The sequence below is a fragment of the Arthrobacter sp. USHLN218 genome, from assembly GCF_037144715.1.
Classification (GTDB): Bacteria; Actinomycetota; Actinomycetes; order Actinomycetales; family Micrococcaceae; genus Crystallibacter.
In genome coordinates, this window is record NZ_JBBCYT010000015.1 from 16,809 (window position 1) to 37,908 (window position 21,100).

A 21,100-nucleotide genomic window follows, 5' to 3' on the forward strand; every position below is an offset into this window, starting at 1 on the left:
GGAAAGGGAAGAAAACACGATGAGCGAGATCCCGTCGAAAATGACAGCAAGCGTTCTCCGCGGCGTGGGGGACATCGTGCTGGAGCAGCGCGAAGTGCCCTCGCCGGCGCCGGACGAGGTGCTGGTCAAGGTGCGCAGTGTCGGTGTCTGCGGCTCCGACGTGCACTATTACCAGCACGGCCGGATCGGGGATTACGTGGTCAACGCACCGCTCGTTCTCGGACATGAAGTCAGCGGCGACATTGTGGCTGTAGGCTCCGCGGTCGACCCGGCCAGGGTAGGACAGCGCGTGGCGATCGAGCCGCAACGCCCCTGCCGCGTCTGCGAGTTCTGCCGGGAGGGCTCCTACAACCTGTGCCCGCGCATGGAGTTCTACGCCACCCCGCCGATCGACGGAGCGTTCTGCGAATACGTCCTGATCCAGGACGACTTCGCCTACGAGGTGCCGGACACGATCAGTGACCACGCGGCGGCCCTCATGGAGCCGCTGTCGGTCGGCATCGCCGCGGCGCAGAAGGGTGGCATTAAGGTCGGTGACACTGTGCTGATCGCCGGCGGCGGGCCCATCGGCGTGATCGCCGCGCAGGTGGCGCGCGCGTTCGGGGCAGCCGAGGTGGTTGTCGCCGACATCAACCCCGCCCGCCGCGAACTCGCCGCGGGCTACGGGGTGCGCGTCATTGATCCGGCCGCCGAGTCCACCGAGGATCTAGGCGCCCACGTTTTCATCGACGCTTCCGGCGCCACCCCGGCTATCCTCAACGGCATCCGGTCGGTACGCGCCGGCGGGACCGTCGTACTGGTCGGCAGCGCCGACCAGATCCCGCTCTCGGTGCCCGAGATCGCGATGCGCGAGGTCAATGTGACCGGCACGTTCCGGTACACGAACACCTGGCCGATTGCCCGGTCCCTGCTGACCACCGGCCAGGTCGAACTCGACTCCCTCGTCACGCACGAGTACGGGATCGAGCAGGTCGAAGAGGCGCTCACGGGCGAGGGTGCAGCCGATTCCCTCAAACGCATGGTCCTTCCCGGTGTCCAAAAGGTCGACGATCCCGTAGTACGAGGGCGTGCCTCATGAGCCCGACGTCGCTGTCCGTGCGGGGAATCTCGAAATCTTTCCCCGGCGTGAAAGCCCTCGACAATGTCTCCTTCGACGTCCGTCCCGGCACTGTCCACGCCCTATGCGGGGAGAACGGGGCCGGCAAGTCCACGCTGATGAAGATCATCAACGGCATCTACCAGCCCGATGCGGGAACGATCAGTATCCGCGGGGAGGAGGTGCGGATCAAGAATCCGATCGAGGCCCGTGCCCACGGCATCGCGATGATCGCCCAGGAACTGAACTACGTGCCCGAGATGACGATCGCCGAGAGCTTCTTCCTCGGCCGCCTGCCGATGAAGTTCGGCCGGGTCGACTGGCGGTACATGCGCAGCGAGGCCAGGCGGGTCGTGCGGGACGAGGGTCTGGACTGGTCCGTCAACCGGCCGCTGAGCACACTGACCGTCTCGGAGATCCAGACGCTGGAAATCCTGCGGGCGGTCTACCACAGTGCCGACGTGCTGATCATGGACGAGCCGACTTCAGCGATTGCGCACCGCGAAGTGGAGTCCCTCTTCGCCAAGATCCGCGCCCTGCGGGCCGAGGGCAAATCCATCATTTACATCTCGCACAAGATGGACGAGGTCTTTGAACTCGCAGACGACATCAGCGTGCTCCGCGACGGCACCGCGGTTAGCTCCCAGCCGGCGACGCAGATTACCCGCAGCCAGGTGATCGCCCAGATGGTCGGCCGCGACCTCGACCACCAGCAGTACCCGAAGGAACGGATCGAGATCGGCGAGACCGTGTTCAAGGCAACCGGCCTGTCGAGGGAGCATATGTTCGAGGACATCAGCTTCGAGATCAAAGCGGGGGAGATCGTGGGCCTGGCCGGACTGATCGGAGCGGGCCGAAGTGAGGTTATTCGCGCTGTGTTCGGCCTGGACCCGCTCGACACGGGCACGGTCGAAGTCGAAGGTCAGCCGGTCAAGCTCTCCAGCCCCAAGAAGGCGATCGCGCACGGCGTCGCGATGCTCTCGGAAGACCGCCGCCTGGTTGGCATCATCCCGAAATTGAGCATCAAGAAGAACGCCACGCTGGCCAGCCTCAAGCGCGTCGTGTACGGCGGATTCGCCCATGCACGCCAGGAGCAGAAGCTGGTGACCGAGTACTTCAAGAAAATGAATGTCAAGGCGCCCAGCACCGAGACACGCATCGAATCGCTCAGCGGCGGCAACCAGCAGAAGGTCCTCCTGGCGCGCTGGCTGATCGCCGACCCGAAGGTGATGCTGCTGGACGAACCCACGCGCGGGATCGACATCGGCGCGAAGTTCGAGATCTACAAGATCATGACCGAGCTAGCCCGGCAGGGCCGCGGGATCCTGATGATCTCCTCCGAACTGCCCGAACTGATCGGCATGTGCGACCGAATCTACGTCATGTCTGCCGGCCGGCTGACCGCAGAACTGACTCCCGACCGGTTCTCCCAAGAAACCATCCTCACGTACGCCATGAAGGAAGCCGAGGTGGCATGACCATGATGCCCAAACTAAAAACCCTGGATGTCAGCCGCTACTCCATCTTCATCATCCTCGCGGTGGTGTTCATCGTGGCGAGCTTCCTCAGCCCCAACTTCCTGAGCCCCTTCAACCTGCTCAACGTCGTCAGGCAGGTCGCGGTGATCACGATCCTCGCGTACGGCGCGATGACCCTGATCATCGGCGGCATGATCGACCTCTCGGCGGGGGCGGTGATGGCCTTCGCTGGAGTGTCCTCGGTGATGGTCTACAAACAGACCGACAACCTCCTGCTGGGCGTCTTGGCCGGGATCGGGGTAGGCGTGGCCTGCAACCTGGCCAGCGCGTTCGTCGTCGCGACGTTGAAGACGCCGGCGTTCATCGTCACGCTCGGCATGATGCTGATCGCCCGCGGCGCGGTCCTGGAGATCACGCAGGGACAAAACGTCCTGCAGCTGGGTGACTTCATCCTCATCGGCCAGGGCAACATGGGCTGGGTGCCGCTCTCGGCCCTGATCCTGATCGCGATCACCATCATCATCTGGTACTTCATGAACCAGACCCGCTACGGCCGGTCCGTCTACGCCGTCGGGGGCAATGAGGAAGCCGCCCGCGCAGCCGGCATCGCCGTCGAACGGGTGAAGTACCAAGCCTTCCTCGTCAACGGGGTCCTGGTCGGGATCGCAGGCATCATCTTCATGTCCCGCGTCAACGCCGGCCTCCCGAACGCAGGCGTCGGCTACGAACTGCAGGCGATCACCGCGCCGATCATCGGCGGCACCAGCTTCTCCGGCGGCGTCGGTACCGTCGCCGGCACACTTGCGGGCGCGCTAATCGTCGGCGTGCTCGGCAACATAATGAACCTCGTCGGCATCGGCTCCTACATCCAGCAGATTGTCATGGGCCTGATCATCGTTGTCGCCGTCGCCTATGACGTCTTCAGCAAGCGCGGCAAGGTCAAGACCACCATTCTGAAGTCCGACGCAAAGGGCGGGACCTTACCGCCGGCCCAACAACAATCACAGCAACCCGCGACCCCTACCCATCAATAGGAGAAACCAATGAAGGCTTTTACCCGCAGAGTATTCGCGTTCGGCGCCGCTGCCGCCGCGGCGGTCAGCCTGGCCGGCTGCGCCGTCACCACCGGTACACCCGGTGCCGACAACAACAGCGCGCCGGAACAGAAGGACGAATACCGCGTCGCGTATATCGCCCGCGCCCAGGTCGACTCGTTCGCCGCCTGGCTGGCCAACGAGATGAAGGCCGAGGCTGAGAAGTACGACAACATCAAGCTGGAGGTTTTCGACGGCCAGGCCGACAACGAGGTCGAGAACAAGATGATCGAGAACGCGATCGCCAACCAGTTCGACGCCATCATCGTCCAGGCCAACGACGGCGAAGCGCAGAAGCCGTACATCCAGCAGGCTGTCGATGCCGGCATCGTGACCATCACGACCAACCCGCGCGTCGAGGGCATCAACGGCGCCAACTCGGTGGACGCCAACCCCTACGACCAGGGCGGGGTTGTTGCCAAGCACGCGGTCGAGCTGATTCCCGATAACGCGAAGGTCGTAGTCCTCAACGGACCCGGCGGCAACTTCCACAGCACGGAGCGCCGCAAGGCCTGGCAGCAGGAGTTCTTCGACAAGCGCAAGGACGTCACCATCGTCGAAGAGAACATTGCCAACTGGAACAAGGACGAGGCCCTTCGCCTGATGGAGGACTGGTCGCTGGCCAACCCGGAGATCGACGCCATCATCTCGATGAACGACAACATGGCCACCGGCGCCCTTGAGGCGGTCAAGGGCAAGTCCGGGTTCGAGGATATCCTCGCGTTCGGCGTGGACGGCACGCCCGAGGCCACGCTTGCTATCGAAGGCGGGGAAATGACCGCCACGGCCTTGCAGAACGCCCGCGAACTCGCCCAGCTGAATATGAAGGCCGTGAACGACCTGCTCACCGGGGCCGAGGACGAAGTCAACGTCGACATCGGAAACCCGCTGATCAACAAGGACAACGTTAAGGAGTACGTTGACCTCTACCGCGAAGCCGGACTGATCAAGGAATAACTCCAACGGCGGGCGGGACGGGCAATAGATGCCCTCCCCGCCCGCTGAATTTTCGAATGACCGATTGGTGTCCGCGCTTTGTACATCGGCGCAGACCAGCACGAAAGAGGTTCTAGGTGACCGTCCTGGAGAAATACACACTTAACGGCCGCACTGCCCTGGTAACCGGTGCTACGCGAGGCCTCGGCCGCGCGTTCGCGCGGGCGCTTGCAGAAGCGGGCGCAGACGTCGTTGTCCACGGTCGCGATGCCGCCGCCGCAACCGAGGTCAAGAACGAAATTGAATCGCTCGGCCGAACCGCCCACGTCGTACTCGGCGAGCTGACCGATCGCGCCGGAGTAGACGCTGTAGCAGCGCAGGCCGCGGAGCTCTCCGGAGGCGTGGACATCCTGATCAACAACGCGGGAGCTTGCGTCCACCGTCCCGCGCTGGAAGTCAGCGACGATGAATGGTCGCATGTCATCGACACCAATCTCACCGCGCTTTGGCAAATGTCGCAGGCCGTCGGCAAGGACATGGTTGATCGCGGCTCCGGCAGCATCGTCAACATCGGCTCGATCTCCGGCATGATCGTCAACCGCCCGCAGATGCAACCGGCCTACAACGCCTCCAAGGCCGCCGTGCATCAGCTGACGAAATCACTGGCCGCCGAGTGGGCCCCGCACGGCGTGCGCGTGAACGCCGTCGCCCCCGGTTACATCAAGACCGACATGTCTCCAGTCGACGAGCCCCGCTTCCGCCGCCACTGGATCGAAGATGCGCCCCAGCAGCGGTACGCGACCCCCGACGAGGTCAGTCCCGCCGTCGTCTTCCTTGCCTCCGAGGCAGCGAGCTTCATGTCCGGCACGGTCCTGGTCATCGACGGCGGGTACACCCTGTTCTAAACAACATTGGTTAGTCCGCATAGGACGGAGGCCGGCGGCTATGTGGAAGATTCCATGTGCCGCCGGCCTCGTCTTCTCGGCTTCCTATAAAAACCCTCCGCCTACCGCTTCACCTGTTTCTCCGGTGAAGCGCGACGCACCAGCGTCGATGTCTAAGCTGGTGCGGTGCGTACCTTCGGCGTCGAAGAGGAACTCCTGCTGGTCGATGACGAGACCGGGGAGGTCATGCCCCGGGTGGAGGAGGTTCTCCGCCAGGACCGGCATCCGGATTCCGGTATCCGGCTGGTGTCGGAGCTGCAGATGGAGCAGCTTGAGGTCATAAGTCCGGTGCATACGCGGCTCGAGGAGTTGGCTGCAGACATCGGCGCGGGCAGGTCGTTGGCTGACAGGCTGGCCAAAAGGGCGGGAGTGCGGGCAGCCGCGCTGGCGACGCCGGTTCTTCCGTTCACGCCGCATCTGTCTGCCGTGCCGCGGGTGGACGCGATGCGGGAGAGGTTCGGCCTGGTCACCCGTGAGCAGCTGACGGGTGCCTGCCATGTGCATGTCGGGGTGGGGTCGGACGAGGAGGGCGTGGCCGTACTGGACCGGATCCGCATCTGGTTGCCCGTGCTGAGCGCGCTGAGCGCGAACTCGCCGTTCTGGCAGGGCCGCGACACCGGATACGAGAGCTACCGGATCCAGTCTCTCGCACGGTGGCCGATGGCCGGGCCGGCCGAGATCTACGGCTGCGCCGACGCGTACCGCCAGCGTCTGCGGGCCATGCTGGATACGCAGGTGCCGCTCGATGAGGCCATGCTTTACCTGGATGCGCGGCTGTCCCGCAACTATCCCACCGTGGAGATCCGCGTTACCGACGTATGCCTCCAGCCCGATGACACGGTACTGATCGCGGGCCTGTGCCGGGCCCTAGTCGAGACGGCCGCCGGGCAATGGCGCGCCGGGGTGCCGCCGGTTCCCGTCCCCGCAGCCGTGCTGAAATTGGCGGGATGGCGGGCGAGCAGGTCAGGGATAAGCGGAGAACTTCTCGATCCGCAAAGCGGGGTTCCGCGCCCCGCCGGTCAGGTGCTCGAGGCGCTCATCGAACACCTGTCGCCGGCACTGGTCGATACCGGCGACGGCCAGCAGGTCAAGGAGCTGCTCAAACAAGCGATGAACAGGGGAACCGGCGCCCAGTACCAACGCCGGCATCTCCAGCAAACCGGAACCCTGGGCGGCGTCGTCAGCGCGGTTCTGAAAGCCACCCACAACCGCCCGTGAGCCGAACTGTTTCCGGACGGCGGGAAGCGGCCGCATCTTGAGTCGCGCGGCCGGCTTTTGAGGAAGCCTCGTTGATTTTCGAATGAAGACAGACTCAGTTACCGGAAATGATCCCTCAGGCATTGGGGGCCGGGGAGTAGATGGTCTCCCGCAGTTCCAGGATTGTCTGGTCGAGTTCCGTTATCAATTCCGCGATCCGCTGCCGGGAATTCTCATCAGGGGCCAAGCGGTTCAGGCCCTGCAGGCCGAGTCCGGCGGCGAACAGGCGCTGGATGGCCGTATCGGTGCGATCTCTGGCCACCCGTTCCCGTTCGTCGGCCAGTGCTTTGTGCTCATGGAGGCGGCGTTTCTCGGTCAGCTCGGTTCCGATCGTCGCCTGCCGCGAGAACATGGCGGCCATGTCGACGTCAACCGGCGAGAACCGCCCTGCCTCCGTGGTGCGGCACATCATCAGCACCGCAGGACCCTGCGCGAGATCCAGACGGATGGTCAGGCAGTGGTCAGGACAGGGGAATCCGGAGCCGAGCAGGTCGAGCGCGTCGAAGGCCAGCGGCCCGTCCGCGTGCATGAGCGTCTCGACCGTCTCCGGCGGGACGGTCAATTCATCACCAGGGAACGGCTCGCAGCCCGTGCCGGTGACCGCCTCGAAGCGCAGGCCGCTGGCAGCAGGCACGGCCGCCATCACCAGGTCGGCGGCGGCGGCCTCACGTGCCGCCGCCGCAATCAGCTCGAGGGCCTTTTCCGGGGCGTCGGAGATCTGTTTGGGGAGTTCCATCGACACGTCGAGCCAGTGCTTCCGGCGCCAGGCGTTGCCGATCGCAGCGCCGGCCAGCTCCGCCAGTGACTCTACTCGTTCCCGCTCCTGGCCGGTGAAGACGCCCCCGCCCGGCTTCCCGCCAAGAGACATCCGGACGATGGCATTTCCCGCCCTGATCGCTATGTGCAGGATCTGGCCGGTTCCCTCCGGCGGAACGACCGGCCACTCGGGGCAATTTCCGGAGGTGATAAACCGGTCTGAGGCTGTGCCGGCAGCAGCGCCGAAATCCAACAGACCATAGCCGGCATCGCAGAGGCTGCGGGCCAGACCGAGCAGCCGCTCCAGGATTTCGTTGAAACCTAGCTCCTCCACCTCGCCCTTGCCTGCAGCAGAAGGGGCGTCAATGCGCTCATATGCCGGGCGGGCATCGGTGAGACCGCATGTATTTTCAGCTGGTCCGTGATCAGTCATACCACTCTTCGAAGAGGCACTCCGCACCTAGGCCTTGCGTTCCTGGGTGCGTACATGGGCATTGAAAAATGCTGTCGACGGCATTCCGTCAGCAAGCTTAGTACAGGCCTCCGGCCTCTCCATGTGCAGGTCCGAGGCCTCGGAGCTGCACATGCGCCATTATTGGCGTTCTACTTCCTCCGACCGCGGCGTCCGCGCCTCTGCTGGGTGCTCCAGTTCGGATGCGGTCAGGCCAGTTGCGGCGGATACCTTCTCCGCCGGGATGCCGGCGCTCAGGGCGGCCATGATCTGCTCATTGCGTACCTGCAGGCTCTGATCCAGTGCCCATTCGGCCGATTCCACCTCGGCGGATCGAACACAGAGTGCGGCGAGCATGTGCGCCTGCCGGGAATCGGGGCAGGCGGCGGCGGGTCGGGTGCTGCGCGGTTCTCGATAGACGGTGGAGTCCAACTGCGCGAAGGATAAGGGGAAAGAGGTGTTGCTGAAGGGCTGCATAAGCGCCGCCTTGCCGGGGTGGTGAAGCGAAACTAACGGTCGCTAAGCGAAAGAAAGGCCTCGGCGTCGAGCAGGCCTGCTGGCCTACTCTCGAGTAACCAACTCTACGCTTACTCCGTAAGGCTGGCAATAGGCGCAAACGTAGCGGTGGCGGTCCATGGCGTCGACCCGCGTGCACGTGCAAGGCCGACAATCGGGACATCAGACGACACTGCCGGGCCCCCTCAAGCAGGGCCGGTAGGCAAACCTGAGCCTGCGGCCCTCGATGATACTAAGCATGCTTTGCAGAATGAAGGTAAGCATGCTTTGCTTGCTTCGTAAGCACCATTCGGCGGCCCGACCCCAACGGGGCCGCCGGCCCGGAACTCCACCGCATGCCGGCACTGCCCGCTACGGCGGCGACGGGGTGAACATTGAGGAGAGAGAGCATGCAGCAGGTCATTCGAGACAACTTCGGTGCGTCCCAGTACGATGCCTACGTTGACGGAGCGGTGGCGGGTTCGCTGCACTACCGCGTTGAGGGCGACCAGATGTGGCTTCTCCACACGGCAACAGGACAGGATCACAGGGGAATTGGCCTTGAGGATCGGTTGATCCGCTACGCGCTGGCCGATGCCCGCCGGCGCCGACTGATGGTCCTACCCTTCTGCCATCAGGTCCGTAAGCGGGTCTTCGCCCACCCGGTCTACCTGCAGTTGGTGCCGGCTGCCGACCGCGAGCGGTTCCGGGAGTCCTTCGAGGAGAACATGAAGGAAGAGGCATTGTGGGCGGCGAAGGCGAAGCGGGCTGCGGACAAGGCCGCGCGGATGGCGCCGGTGGAACAGGCGGCGGCTGCCTAGCCACTGACAGCGGCAGACCCGACGTCCGTCTCGGCATGGACGTCGGGTGCAGCCCTGCTAGAGGTTGAACCAGCCGCCGGGTCTGTTGCTTCAGCCGCGCGTCAGCCGGGGATGCCGGTGATTTCGTTGGGGGCGTGCGGCAGGTCGGCGGTGATGGTAATCCCGCCGGATTCCAGGTCGACAGCGTGGAGTTTCTGTTGGGCGGGGTCCGTGACGTAGGCGGTGTGGTCCTGCACGAATAGGGTGGGTCGCGGCTGCTGCCATTCGAGTGGCTCGGTCCATTTCTCGATCACGGGGATGCGTTTGGTGATGTCGCCTGTATCCGGGTCGATCACGTGCAGGGAGCCGTCGGTGCCAAGGACCAGTGCTTCGCCGTGGGGGCCGCGGCCGAGCGAGCGGAAGGAGTAACTGGTCCCGAGGTCGACTAGCCGAAGCCGCGCGGTGGCGGTGTCGATGAGGGCGATGCGTTCCGGGCGTTCCAGTTCCGCGTCCCGGTCGACTTTGTAGTCGCCCAGGACCACGGTGGAGTGTTCGGTGCCGGCCTGGTTGCCCATCCGCCCGTAGCCGTCCGGGCTGTCCACCTTGGTGATCCTGCCGTCGCGGTAGATCAGGATCCCGTCCTCGCAGCCGACGACGATTGCCCCGTTGGCGGCGGCTTCCCCGTGCACGCCGGGACAGTCCTCGTTCCGGACCAGTTCCTTGCCAGCGGCGTCCAGTACGGCGATTCCGGTGGCCGATTCTTCGGTTCCCAGGGTAACGAGCAGGCCGCCGTCCTCCAGCGGCACTGCCACGCCGTGGTGTGCGTGTTCCAGCAGGCGTTCCTTGACCTCGGGTTTCCCGTCGGCCAGTCCGGCCGGGTCGAAAACCCCTACCTGTCCCGTGCCGTCGCTGAAGAGCGCGGTCATGCCGGCGTGGTGGGTGGCGTGGCCAGGTTCCGCGGCGCCGAATTTCATGGGGGTCAGTCCCGGCCGGGTTCTGTAGTGGTGTGCGTGGTCACCGTGCTTGCTGGACCAGGCACCGGCGTCGTAGACCTGGAAGCTGTCACCGGTCGAGACCAGGACATGGCGCCCGTCGCCCGCCGGGTTGAGCCGGTTGAATCCGGCCAGAGGCTCTTTGGCAATCACTTCCAGGTTCCGGGCGTCGGCAGTCATGAGGCCGCCGTCGTAGGTCATCACCAGGCGCGGCGCCGCGGCGGCCGCCTCCTGCGGCGCGGGGGAAGCGGCCTCGGCTGTCTTGGTGGTGCCGGGGCCGGCCGAGGTGGGCTGGCCGCAGGACGTAAGGAGCAGGGCGGCGGCGAGCGAGGCGGCGGCGGGCAGCGCCCGGCGCCGGTTCGGGGTTTCGGGCGGGCGTGCCGTGCTGGCGGCACCTGGGTTGGGAATGGTCGTGTTCATGCGGATCAGCCCTGCCTCGCCTTCAGGCGCGGGTTCTTCTTGTTGATGACGAAGACACGGCCGCGGCGCCGGACGATCTGGGCGCCGGGCTGTTGTTTCAGGGCCTTCAGGGAATTTCGGACTTTCATGTGTTCCTCTTTTCGGTGCTCCTGCGGCTGCAGGGGATCGGGGGCTGCGCCGTCGTGCCGGCGCCCGGGGTCTCGGCGGCTCGGGGCCTTCAGGTGGCTGCGGGCAGGCCGAAGGGGTCCGGCAGCGGCGCCGGCACGCGTGCCATTTCGGCCCCGGTCAGTTCGCAGCGGCGCAGCAGCCGTGCGCCGTGCTCGGCGTCCACGTCGTCGCCGGTCACGGCGAGGACCGTACCGCGGTCGCCGTGCTCGGCGTCCACGTCGTCGTCGGTCACGGCGAGGACCGTACCGCGGTCGCCGTACTCGTCGTGCCAGTCCAGCGCCGCGTCGCTGCCCAGGGCCACGTGCGGCGCGCCGGTCGGCAACGTGTCGGCCAGCCAGGCCCCGGTGTCCTCCAGCCAAATGCGCGGGCCGGCGCCGCGCAGGGCAATACGGGAGGCGGGCGAGGAGGCGAGCCAAAGACGTCCGCGCAGCCAGCAGTTGCCTTCGGCGAGCTCGGCGAGGGCCAGCCGGAACCGCCCGGGGTGCAGCGGGCGGGCGGCGCGCAGCACGGACGTGCGGAAGGGCTTGTTGGAGCTGGCTGCGGGGATCCGCACGGATCCGGGACGCGAGCGGGCGAGAGCCTCACTGTGGTCGAAGTGCCCCGGCATCCCGGTTTCTCCGGGGATAACGACGGCGGCGTGCGGCGCGATTTCGGCCGCCAGCAGGGTGCCGCGCAGGTGCGCATCGGAGGCAGCCGGCGCAAAGGCGGGATCCGAGCAGTGCAGCGTGTCGCAATAGGCAAGCTCGCCGACCAGGAACTCTCCCGGCCTTCGGTCGTCCTCCGGGGTCGGGGAATACCCGGATTCGAAGAGCGTGTGGATGTCCCACAGCTGGTCCTCCAGGCTGGCCGGCGAGCAGGCCAGGATCACGGAAGCGATGTGCGGAACCGGGCCGGTACCGCGCCGGAACGCCTCGACCACCGTTCCGGCGGGGACCGAGGGAGGCAGGCCGAGCACCACATCCGCGGCATCGCCGAGCAGCCGCCGCACGGTCGGCACCACGTCGAGCCGGACCGTGCAGCTGAGGCAGCCGTGCTCCAGCGGTGTCTCCGCCCGTTCCACCAGCCGGCCACCGCGGAAGACCGTCCGCAGAACCGTGCCGTTCTCCAGCAGGTCGTGCAGCACGGTGACCGCGTCCGGGCGGAGGCTCCGGAGCGTACCGCAGGCGGCCTGGCGGCAGAAAGGATCGAGCGCGCTGATGAGGGTGACGGGCATGACCGGCAGCCTACATAAGAATCATTCTCATTAGCAAGAAGGCGTAACCCGTCCCTCCGCGGGGCTTCACAATTGACATCGGTTCTCAATAGGGTGAGGATCGTTCTCATGAAGCCCGCCCCTTGCAGAGCCTCCCCATGCCCGCGGCAGAAGGCTTGGCCCTTCCGCGAGGGGAGCGAGGTGAGGCCCGGCTTCCTGCCGGTCATGCCCTAGAGGCCGAGGCGATCGGGGGCTTGCCGGTGAACACCCCGAATGAGGATGCCTCGGGACGAGGCGATGGCGTCGCTGCGGTCTTGGGCTAGGCGGCGGCCGCGGCAGCGACGAATTCCTCGGTGATGCCGTAGGGCACCTGGTCGCTCAGTTCCACCGTGTACTGCCCGGGGCCCGTCTTGGTGACCAGGACCCCGTACAGCCTGTCAATGGCGGCTTCGCGCTGGAACTCTTCCACGGCTGCGTTCAGCAGGCGGTGTGCCTGGTCTACCGTGCTGACGGTGATCTTCTTCCTGGCGATGACGGTGTTCATGCGGGTAAATCTCATTTCAGTGTTGGAGGAGTGCCGCTTCCGGCGCAGGGGACAGCCGAAGGGCATTGCGGGAACCCCTGTCTCGAACCAGGGAACGGACGACGGCAGCGCGTCCCCGCAACGCACCGCCGTCGTGCATTCCTAATGAATTGGTCCGGAGAGGTGGAGGGACATGGACTTCGGGTCCTGCCGCCGGTCAGGAGAAGTTGATTCCGCCGTCAATCAGGACGGTCTGGCCGGTCATATGGTCCGAGTCCGGCCCCGACAGGTAGGAGACGAGCTTGGCCACGTCGGCCGGCTCCGACACTCGGCCGGCGAGGATGTTGTCTGCCTGGGCCTGCAGCGCACTGCCTCTGGGCTTGCCGTCCCGGGCAGTCAGGCGCTCGTCGATCAAGTCCCACATCGCTGTTCCGACGACGCCGGGAGCGTACGCATTGACGGTGATGTGGTGCTTTGCGAACTCCATGGCGGCGGCCTGGGTCAGGCCTCGCACCGCCCACTTCGTTGCCGAGTAGGAGGCGAGCACGGGGAAAGGGCGGAAGGCCACGATCGAAGCGGCGCCGATGATCTTGCCGCCCGTGCCCTGGGCGATGAACTGCCTGGCCGCCGACTGGTAGGAGTAGTAGACGCCCTTGATGTTGACATCGATGATCCGGTCCAGGTCGTCGGGCTTCACATCCAGGATCTCGTCCACTTGGGCGATCCCGGCATTCGCGATGAAGACGTTCAGCGGGCCGAGCGAGGCGGTTCCCTCTCTAATGGTCCGGTCGACATCTTCCGGATTGGAAACGTCTCCCGTGACGCCTACGGCCCGGCGGCCACGGGCTTCCACCGCGGCTACTACTTCATCGATGTTCTCCTGGGCGTCGGCCACATCGGCAACGATGATGTCCAAGCCGTCCTCGGCCAGCCTCTCGGCTATCGCCCGGCCGATGCCTCGGCCGGCTCCCGTGATCAATGCGACGCGCGATTCAGTTCCTGACATGGAGTCTCCTCTTGGTCGGTTCGGTCGTCCGGGCACATGCGGCTGCATCTTCGACGCTGCTGCCCGTGCCGCCCATTCTGGTGTCATGGGTCACGCGTCACACAGGTTCCTTATCGCGGGATGAGAATCGCGGCGTCCGGGCCCGCTCGGAAGGAGCTGCCCGGGAGGCCGAGGTCACCAACCGACGAACCTGCCGGCGGCGAGGGGGAGGCGCCGGCATCAATTTCATTCTCATCCCCCGATAAAGGGCATTGGCGCAGGCCTCGCGCACCGGACAGACTGCTGGCACCGGCTTGCGCCCTGGAGGTGGAGGACCTCCTGCGGCCTCCCGGCCGGCGAGCCAAGGCAGATACTCTCTCGACCCGAGGTGGCAACGATGGTGTTTCCCGCAAAATATTCAGAGCTCAACGCGCTTGAGCTGACTGAGGAGGCCCGGAAGGTCCTGACCCGGATCATCCGGGTAGCCTTTCCGCACCCCCAGATCCCCGACGGGCCGTACCAGCGGATGATGCAGAAGATCATTGAGGTTTCGGAGGAATCCCGCTGGTTCCGGATGGCGCTCACGCAGGGCCTGATGACCTTGGACTCCCTCACCGAGGAGCATTTCCTGGACCTCCCCGATGAGAGGGCGCTGGCGGTGCTCAAGCGAGTCGCAGACCTGGAGTTCTTCGGCTTCATCCGCCGGACGACGGTCCTGAACTTCTATGAGGACCCGGAGGTATGCGAACTCCTGGGCTACGAGGGGGAGTCGTTCTCCAAGGGCGGCTACATCAACCGTGGCTTCAATGATCTGGACTGGCTGCCCGAGCCCCGCATCGAGGAGAGCGAGGAGACCCTGACGGAGGTTGGTCCGCTGCCCTACCAGCTGGCAGCAAAGTCCCCGGGCGAGGGCATTGAAGCCGTGGAAGACCTCTTCAAGGGCACCGACAAGGTCGAAGGAGCACAGTCGCTGTGAGTATCCAGGATGAATCTGCACGTTTCGATTACGACGACGATTCCGTCGTCGTGATCGTAGGGTCAGGCGCCGGCGGCGGTACGCTCGCGCACGAGCTGGTGGAGAAGGGCATCAAGGTTGTCCTGCTGGAGGCCGGGCCGTACCTGACCAACGAGGACTACGAGAACGACGAGTGGCGTGCCTTCAACCAGATGGCCTGGCTGGACCCCCGCACAACGTCCGGCTCGTGGCGGATCGCCCGCGACTTCCCGAACCTGCCGGCGTGGCTCGTCAAGGCGGTCGGCGGCACGACGACGCACTGGTCCGGCGCGACCCCGCGGTTCAAGGCCCACGAGTTCAAGGCGCGGTCCGCCTACGGCCGGATCGACGGCGCGAACCTGCTGGACTGGCCCATCAGTCTGGAGGACCTGGCTCCCTACTACGACCGCGCAGAGCAGAAGATGGGCAGCACCCATCGGCACGGACGTCCGCCGCTGCCGGCCAACAACAACTACAAGGTGCTGGCCAACGGCGCCGAGCGCCTCGGCTACCGGCACTTCGCCACGGGCCCCTACGCCACCAACGCGGAGCCCTACGACGGCCGGCCTGCTTCCATCCAGGACGGCTTCAACTTCCAGGGCGACAAGAACAAGTCCAAGTGGTCCATCATGGTCTCCGAGATCCCGAAGGCGCTCAGGACCGGCAGGCTGGACCTCCGCCCGGACAGCCAGGCCGTCCAGATCACCCACACCCCGGAGGGCAAGGCGGACAGCGTCCTCTACATCGACGGCGAGGGCAACCTGCAGCGGCAGAAGGCGCGCCTGGTGGCCGTCGCCGGCAACGCCATCGAGACGCCGCGGCTGCTCATGCTCTCGGCCTCGCCGCTCTTCCCCGATGGGCTCGCCAACTCCTCCGGCCAGCTCGGCCGCAACTACATGCGCCACACCACCGGCTCCGTGTACGCGCAGTTCGACATGCCGGTCAACATGTACCGCGGAGAGACCATGGCGGGCCTGATCGCCGACGAATCCCGCCACGACGTGGACCGGGGCTTCGCCGGCGGCTACTACATGGAGACCATCTCGCTGGGTCCCGCGTTCCTGGCCAGTTTCGTGGATCCCGGCGCCTGGGGCCCGGGTTTCGCCGCGCTGCTGGACGGCTATGCCAACACGGCCGGCCTCTGGATCGTCGGCGAGGACATGCCGCAGCAGGACAACCGCGTGACCCTGAACAGCACCGTGCAGGACCGGCTGGGCCTGCCCGTGCCGAACGTCCACTTCGACGACCACCCGAACGACGTGGCCATGCGCGAGCACGGTTACCAGCAGGGCTCCCTGCTGTACGAAGCGGTCGGCGCCCGCTCCTCGCACCACACGCCGCCCTACCCGTCGACCCACAACCTGGGCACGGCCCGGATGAGCGAACGCGCGGAAGACGGCGTCGTGAATGCCTTCGGGCAGACGCATGACGTGGCGAACCTGTTCATCTCGGACGGCTCGCAGTTCACCACCGGCGCGGCGGCCAACCCGACGCTGACCATCGTGGCGCTGGCCATCCGGCAGGCCGAATACATCGCGGACCAGATGGCGTCCGCGGCCCTGTAGGACCAGCCACTGTAGGACCAGCGGCCGGAAACACCGGCGGGGGGGGGGCGGCCCCGCCCCCCCCCCCCCCGCCGCTTGTGCAGAGGTCAGAGCTGCAGCATCGGCGTGCCGCGCAGCGCCCGGCTCACCTTGTCCGCCGTATCGCGCAGCAGCGCTTCCGTCCGGGCGCACCGGCCGGCGAAGTCCTCGGGATCCATGGAAACGGCCACGGATCCAATGGTCTGGCCGGCGGGACTGGTGACCGGCGCGGCCATGCAGGAGGCGCCGCGGATGAACTCCTCCCGCTCCACCGCGATCCCGTCCTCGAGCACGCCCCGCAGCTCGGCCTCGAGCTCCTCGACGCTGCTGATCGTGCGGTCCGTCATCGCCGGCACGCCGTGGCGCTCCAGGTAGGCCGCCCGCTGCTCCGGATCCATCGCGGCCAGCAGCACCTTGCCGAAGGCCGTGGCATGGGCCGCATCGTTGAAACCGAATCCCATGGGCGTGATGCGCGGCCGCAGGGGGGAGTCGACCACGTGCGCGACCACGATGTCGTCGCCGCGGTGCACTGCGTAGTAGGCGGCGGCGTCCGCACGGACGTGCAGTTCGCGGATAAGCCGCGCCACCGCGGGCGGCGTGCCGATCTGGCGCCGCAGCGAGCTGTCCAGGGCGTGCAGTTTGTAGCCCAGCCCGTAGCGGCTCTCGTCCTTGAGGTGGACCAGGTGCTCGGACACCACCAGCGTCTTGAGCAGCCGGTAGACCGTGGGCAATGGCATGTCCAGTGCCGCCGCGATTTCCTTGGCGGACATCCCGCGGCTGTTGGACGCGACCACGTCAAGCAGCGCGAAAGCCTTCCGAACCGAGGCCATCCCCGTCAGCACATCATTGCGTCCCATGTCACATAGTCTGTCGCGCAGCGGCGGGGCAAACCAAATACTAAGAACGACGGCGATCCCTCGGGTTCCGCGCGGAGGGAACCTGGGGGATCGCCGTCGCCAGGGAGCGGAGCCGGCGGGCCGGGACGGGGCTACGCGACCGTGAGTTCGCCCATCCGGTCCCAGTCGCTGCCCTCGATTTGGCGGCTGATGATCTTCGGCGTCTCCGCCAGGGCCTCCGGCATTTCCTTCATGGCCTGCTTGAAATGCTCGCTGTTGACGTGGGCGCTCGCCGCATCGTCCTGGAACGCCTCCACGAGTACGAATTCATTCGGGTTGTCGACGCTGCGCGACCAGTCGAACCACAGGTTCCCGGGCTCGCGGCGGGTCGCCTCCGTGAACTCGCGCGTCAGGTCCAGCCAGCGGTCGGACCAGTCGGGCTTGACGTTGAACTTCACGACGATGAAAATCATGGGATTTGTCCTTCCGAGGTGGTGGATTCTCCTGCCCTTCCGAGTGTTGCCCGTCCGGCTGCCGGCCTCCAACGGGCTTTATCGCTTGGTGATAACAACGGCGGATATTCCGGTGCCGCCCCCATAGGCTGAGGGTAGTTTCCGAATGTTGTCTTGAGGAAGGCGGGTGGACAATGCTGAGCACGCTGCGCGCTGCCGTGGCCGATCCGGCCCAGGTGAAGACCCGCGCGATTGACCTGCACGCCAACGCGCATGATGCCTCCCATTTCCTGCTGGTCCCGCAGGCCGTCGTCGTGGCCGGCAACGCGGGGGAGGTTGGCGCGCTGATGAAGGCCAGCGCCGCCCAGGGCCTGCCGCTGACGTTCCGGTCCGGAGGCACCAGCCTCAGCGGACAGGCCGTGACCGACGGCGTCCTGGTTGACGTGCGCCGGAACTTCCGGGACATCGAGGTGCTTGACGGCGGCGACCGGGTCCGCGTGCAGCCCGGCGCCACGGTCCGGGCGCTGAATGCCCGGCTGGCCCGCTACGGCCGGAAATTCGGACCGGACCCGGCAAGCGAATCCGCCTGCACCATCGGCGGAGTGGTGGCCAACAACTCGTCGGGGATGAACTGCGGCACCACCGAGAACGCCTACCGGACGCTCGAATCGCTCACCGTCGTCCTGCCGTCCGGAACGGTCGTCGATACCGGCGCCCCGGATGCGGACGACCGGCTGCGGCAGCTGGAGCCGGGCCTCTACGAAGGGCTGGACCGGCTGGCCCGGAGGGTCCGGGAGAACCCTGCCTCGGCGGCGACGATCCGGCGGCAGTTCTCCATGAAGAACACGATGGGCTACGGGCTGAACTCGCTCCTGGACTTCGAACGGCCGGTGGACATGCTGGCGCATCTGATCGTCGGCAGCGAGGGCACTCTGGGCTTCGTCGCGGAGGCCGTCTTCCGCACGGTCCCGCGCCCCACGCACACTGCCACCGGCCTGCTGGTCTTCCCGGACCTGGAGGCCGCCAACGCCGGCCTGCCCGCCATCGTGGAGACCGGCGCGGCCACGGTCGAACTCCTGGACTCCCTGTCGCTGAAGGTGGGCCAGACGCTGAAGGGCGCCCCCGCCGTCGTTAGCGACCTGGCGGTGCGCGACCACACGGCCCTGCTGGTCGAGTATTCCGCCCGGACACCGGAGCAACTGGCGGACCTGCGGCACCGCGGCGCCGCCGCGCTCGCGGGACTGGGCCTCGCGTCGGCGCCCGACTTCACCACCGACGCGTCCACCCGGTCCGGGCTGTGGCACCTGCGCAAGGGGCTGTATGCCTCGGTCGCCGGGGCCCGGCCGCAGGGCACCACGGCGCTGCTGGAGGACATCGTGGTTCCGGTGCCGACCCTGGGCCGGACCTGCCGCGAACTGGTCAGGCTCTTCGACAAGTACGGCTACCGGAACAGCGTGATCTTCGGCCACGCGAAGGACGGCAATGTGCACTTCATGCTCACGGACGGCTTCGCCAGCGGGGCAGAGCTGGGGCGCTACAGCGCGTTCACCGAGGACATGGTGGACCTGGTGCTCGGCGAGGGCGGGTCGCTCAAGGCCGAGCATGGAACGGGCCGCGTCATGGCACCGTACGTGCGGCGCCAGTACGGCGACGAGCTCTACGACGTGATGCGCCAGCTCAAGCGGCTCTTCGACCCGGCCGGACTGCTCAACCCGGGAGTGCTGCTCGACGACGATCCCGAGGCGCACCTGCGGCACATCAAGACCGCGCCGCCGGTGGCCGAAGAGGTGGACCGCTGCGTCTCCTGCGGCTACTGCGAGCCGGTGTGCCCCAGCAAGGACCTGACGCTGACCCCGCGGCAGCGGATCGTCACGCTCCGCGCCATCGAGGCCGCCCGCCGGGCCGGGGACACGGTGCTGGCGGAGCAGCTGGAGGAGGACTACGACTACGAGTCGGTCCAGACCTGCGCCGTGGACGGCATGTGCCAGACGGCCTGCCCGGTGGACATCAACACGGGGCTGCTGGTGAAGCGGCTGCGGCGCGAGGACTCCGGTGCGGCCGAAAATGCCGCGTGGAACCTCGCGGCCAAGCACTGGGGGACTGTGACGCGCGGGGCAGGGCTTGCGCTCGACGCCATCGCCAAGGTCCCGGCGGCCGCGGTGCTGCCGGTCAACAAGGCAGCCCGGGCCGTCGCGGGCTCGGACCGGGTGCCGCTGTACTCGCCGGAACTGCCCGGCGGCGGGTCGAGGCGCCGGCGTCCTGCCCCCGCCGGCGAGCCGGCGGCCGTCTACTTTCCCGCGTGCGTGGGCACCATGTTCGGCCCGGCCGGAACCGGGAGGAACGACGGCGGCGCCGCGGATGGCGCGGGGGTCCAGGCCAGCTTCGAGCAGCTGGCGCAGCGTGCCGGCATCGAGCTGCTGGTTCCGGCCAGCATCGATGGCCTCTGCTGCGGCACGCCCTGGTCTTCCAAGGGTATGGCGGCCGGCCAGGACACCATGCGTGAGAAGACCCTCGCGGCGCTCCGGGAAGCCACCCGGGACGGCGAACTGCCCATTATCTGCGACGCATCCTCCTGCACCGAAGGCCTGCGGCAGGCGGTCGAATCGGATGAACCGCTGGTGGGACAGGCCCGGCTGCGGATCGTCGACGCGGTCGACTTCGCCGCCGAGCAGATCCTGCCCAAGCTTCCCGACCACCCGAAACTCGCCTCACTGGCCCTGCATCCGACCTGCTCCTCGACCCGCATGGGCCTGAACCCGGCGCTGACCGCGGTCGCCGAAGCCGTCGCCGACCGGGTGGAGGTTCCGGACAACTGGGGCTGCTGCGCCTTCGCCGGCGACCGCGGCATGCTCCACCCCGAGCTGACCGCCTCCGCAACCGGGAAGCAGGGCCAGGAGGCGGCCGCCCTCGGGGCCGCCGCCTACGCCTCCTGCAACCGCACCTGCGAACTCGGCATGACTCGGGCCACCGGGCAGGACTACCGGCACGTCCTCGAACTCCTGGAGGAGCTCACTAGGCCCTGACGGCCCTGCCGCCGCGGCCGCTCCGGGAGGAGTTCCCGGGTGCTAGGTCCCGTCTCCGGTGACGCGGGATCCGGGCCGAAGCCCAGGCCTGGTCAGTTCACTTCGGCGCCGACGGGCTCGGCGGGGGACCGGTCGGCCGCCGGGTACGCGAACATGATGGCGGCCGAGGCGGCCCAGGCGAGGCCGACGCCGGCCAGGGTGAGCCCGGCACCGAGTCCGGTGGCGGCTCCGGCGAGGGCGGCGCCGGCCGCGGAGGCGCTGGTGCGCAGGCCGGCTCCGACGGTGAAGACCTGGGCCTTGAGCTCGGGCTGGCTGAGGTGGCTGCGGAGGAAGAGCATGGTGGTGGTGCTGGGCGCGGTGAAGACGCCGGAGAGGCCGATCGCGATGATCGTCCAGGTGGTCCCGAGGTCGAAGGCCGCGGCGATGGTGCAGACGCCGGTGGCGAAGTAGCCGGCCATCATGACCAGGTGGGGGCGGGCGCGCGTCGGACGGATCGTCTCCCACACCGCGCCGACCAGGCTGCCGACGGCGAAGGCGGTGACGAGGACGGCGCCCTCGGCGGCCGAGCCGATGCGTTCGATCGAGAGCGCGACGGCGGCGATGGCCAGTCCGCCCTGGCCGAGCT

At 67.0% G+C, this 21,100-nt stretch carries 20 protein-coding genes; 10 read left to right on the plus strand and 10 right to left on the minus strand.

The annotated features are described in order from the left end of the window. The first annotated feature begins 19 nt into the window (after nt 1-19). From WFH44_RS21135 to WFH44_RS21160, 6 genes are all read left to right on the plus strand, one after another. Nucleotides 20-1,078, plus strand: a complete 1,059-nt coding sequence (locus tag WFH44_RS21135; RefSeq protein WP_336716581.1) for an NAD(P)-dependent alcohol dehydrogenase — start codon at nt 20-22, stop codon at nt 1,076-1,078. Beyond that, nucleotides 1,075-2,574 carry a sugar ABC transporter ATP-binding protein gene (locus WFH44_RS21140; protein WP_336716582.1) on the plus strand — a complete coding sequence of 500 codons (1,500 nt, stop codon included), beginning with the start codon at nt 1,075-1,077 and terminating at the stop codon, nt 2,572-2,574. Before WFH44_RS21135 ends, WFH44_RS21140 begins: the two co-directional genes overlap by 4 nt. After that, a complete protein-coding gene (locus WFH44_RS21145) occupies nt 2,571-3,608 on the plus strand; it encodes an ABC transporter permease (RefSeq protein ID WP_336716583.1) in 1,038 nt (345 codons plus the stop codon). Before WFH44_RS21140 ends, WFH44_RS21145 begins: the two co-directional genes overlap by 4 nt. A 9-nt stretch (nt 3,609-3,617) precedes the next feature. Continuing rightward, nucleotides 3,618-4,625 (plus strand): sugar ABC transporter substrate-binding protein, encoded by a 1,008-nt coding sequence (locus WFH44_RS21150; protein ID WP_336716585.1) that lies wholly within the window; start codon nt 3,618-3,620, stop codon nt 4,623-4,625. 116 nt (nt 4,626-4,741) lie between these two features. After that, entirely contained in the window at nt 4,742-5,509 is a 768-nt protein-coding gene (locus tag WFH44_RS21155; RefSeq protein ID WP_336716587.1) for an SDR family NAD(P)-dependent oxidoreductase, read from the plus strand. Between the two features lie 165 nt (nt 5,510-5,674). Next, nucleotides 5,675-6,766 carry a glutamate--cysteine ligase gene (locus WFH44_RS21160; protein WP_336716589.1) on the plus strand — a complete coding sequence of 364 codons (1,092 nt, stop codon included), beginning with the start codon at nt 5,675-5,677 and terminating at the stop codon, nt 6,764-6,766. Between the two features lie 115 nt (nt 6,767-6,881). On the opposite strand, the gene WFH44_RS21165 is transcribed toward WFH44_RS21160, so the two are convergent. Further along, nucleotides 6,882-7,994 (minus strand): histidine kinase dimerization/phosphoacceptor domain-containing protein, encoded by a 1,113-nt coding sequence (locus WFH44_RS21165; protein ID WP_336716590.1) that lies wholly within the window; start codon nt 7,992-7,994, stop codon nt 6,882-6,884. 159 nt (nt 7,995-8,153) lie between these two features. Further along, complete coding sequence (locus WFH44_RS21170; protein ID WP_336716592.1) at nt 8,154-8,489, minus strand: hypothetical protein; 336 nt, start codon at nt 8,487-8,489, stop codon at nt 8,154-8,156. Nucleotides 8,490-8,917: 428 nt separating this feature from the next. Here WFH44_RS21170 and WFH44_RS21175 point away from each other — a divergent pair, with 428 nt between their 5' ends. After that, on the plus strand, nt 8,918-9,328 hold the full coding sequence (locus WFH44_RS21175; RefSeq protein ID WP_336716594.1) for a GNAT family N-acetyltransferase: 411 nt from the start codon (nt 8,918-8,920) through the stop codon (nt 9,326-9,328). Nucleotides 9,329-9,429: 101 nt separating this feature from the next. On the opposite strand, the gene aztD is transcribed toward WFH44_RS21175, so the two are convergent. The 5 genes from aztD to WFH44_RS21200 form a co-directional block, all read right to left on the minus strand. Further along, entirely contained in the window at nt 9,430-10,719 is a 1,290-nt protein-coding gene (aztD, locus tag WFH44_RS21180; protein ID WP_336716596.1) for a zinc metallochaperone AztD, read from the minus strand. A gap of 5 nt (nt 10,720-10,724) precedes the next feature. Then, complete coding sequence (gene ykgO / locus WFH44_RS21185) at nt 10,725-10,847, minus strand: type B 50S ribosomal protein L36 (RefSeq protein ID WP_336716599.1); 123 nt, start codon at nt 10,845-10,847, stop codon at nt 10,725-10,727. Nucleotides 10,848-10,936: 89 nt separating this feature from the next. Then, the gene (locus tag WFH44_RS21190) at nt 10,937-12,100 is read right to left on the minus strand and encodes a GTP-binding protein (protein ID WP_336716600.1); all 1,164 of its coding nucleotides are present in this window, start codon (nt 12,098-12,100) and stop codon (nt 10,937-10,939) included. A gap of 298 nt (nt 12,101-12,398) precedes the next feature. Next, complete coding sequence (locus WFH44_RS21195; RefSeq protein ID WP_336716601.1) at nt 12,399-12,623, minus strand: hypothetical protein; 225 nt, start codon at nt 12,621-12,623, stop codon at nt 12,399-12,401. A 196-nt stretch (nt 12,624-12,819) separates the two neighbouring features. Continuing rightward, complete coding sequence (locus WFH44_RS21200) at nt 12,820-13,608, minus strand: SDR family NAD(P)-dependent oxidoreductase (RefSeq protein WP_336716602.1); 789 nt, start codon at nt 13,606-13,608, stop codon at nt 12,820-12,822. Between the two features lie 376 nt (nt 13,609-13,984). On the opposite strand from WFH44_RS21200, the gene WFH44_RS21205 reads away from it, so the two are divergent. Both WFH44_RS21205 and WFH44_RS21210 read left to right on the plus strand, forming a co-directional pair. Continuing rightward, a complete protein-coding gene (locus tag WFH44_RS21205) occupies nt 13,985-14,563 on the plus strand; it encodes a hypothetical protein (RefSeq protein ID WP_336716604.1) in 579 nt (192 codons plus the stop codon). Further along, nucleotides 14,560-16,146, plus strand: coding sequence for a GMC family oxidoreductase (locus tag WFH44_RS21210; RefSeq protein ID WP_336716606.1), 1,587 nt, complete (start codon nt 14,560-14,562; stop codon nt 16,144-16,146). Before WFH44_RS21205 ends, WFH44_RS21210 begins: the two co-directional genes overlap by 4 nt. An 86-nt stretch (nt 16,147-16,232) precedes the next feature. Here WFH44_RS21210 and WFH44_RS21215 read toward each other — a convergent pair whose 3' ends face one another. Both WFH44_RS21215 and WFH44_RS21220 read right to left on the minus strand, forming a co-directional pair. Further along, the gene (locus WFH44_RS21215; RefSeq protein ID WP_336716608.1) at nt 16,233-17,021 is read right to left on the minus strand and encodes an IclR family transcriptional regulator; all 789 of its coding nucleotides are present in this window, start codon (nt 17,019-17,021) and stop codon (nt 16,233-16,235) included. A gap of 131 nt (nt 17,022-17,152) precedes the next feature. Next, complete coding sequence (locus WFH44_RS21220) at nt 17,153-17,473, minus strand: putative quinol monooxygenase (protein WP_336716609.1); 321 nt, start codon at nt 17,471-17,473, stop codon at nt 17,153-17,155. Between the two features lie 173 nt (nt 17,474-17,646). Here WFH44_RS21220 and WFH44_RS21225 point away from each other — a divergent pair, with 173 nt between their 5' ends. Beyond that, nucleotides 17,647-20,475, plus strand: a complete 2,829-nt coding sequence (locus tag WFH44_RS21225; RefSeq protein ID WP_336716612.1) for an FAD-binding and (Fe-S)-binding domain-containing protein — start codon at nt 17,647-17,649, stop codon at nt 20,473-20,475. Between the two features lie 92 nt (nt 20,476-20,567). On the opposite strand, the gene WFH44_RS21230 is transcribed toward WFH44_RS21225, so the two are convergent. Then, nucleotides 20,568-21,100 (minus strand): hypothetical protein (locus WFH44_RS21230; protein ID WP_336716614.1); only part of this gene is annotated, 533 nt, incomplete at its 5' end.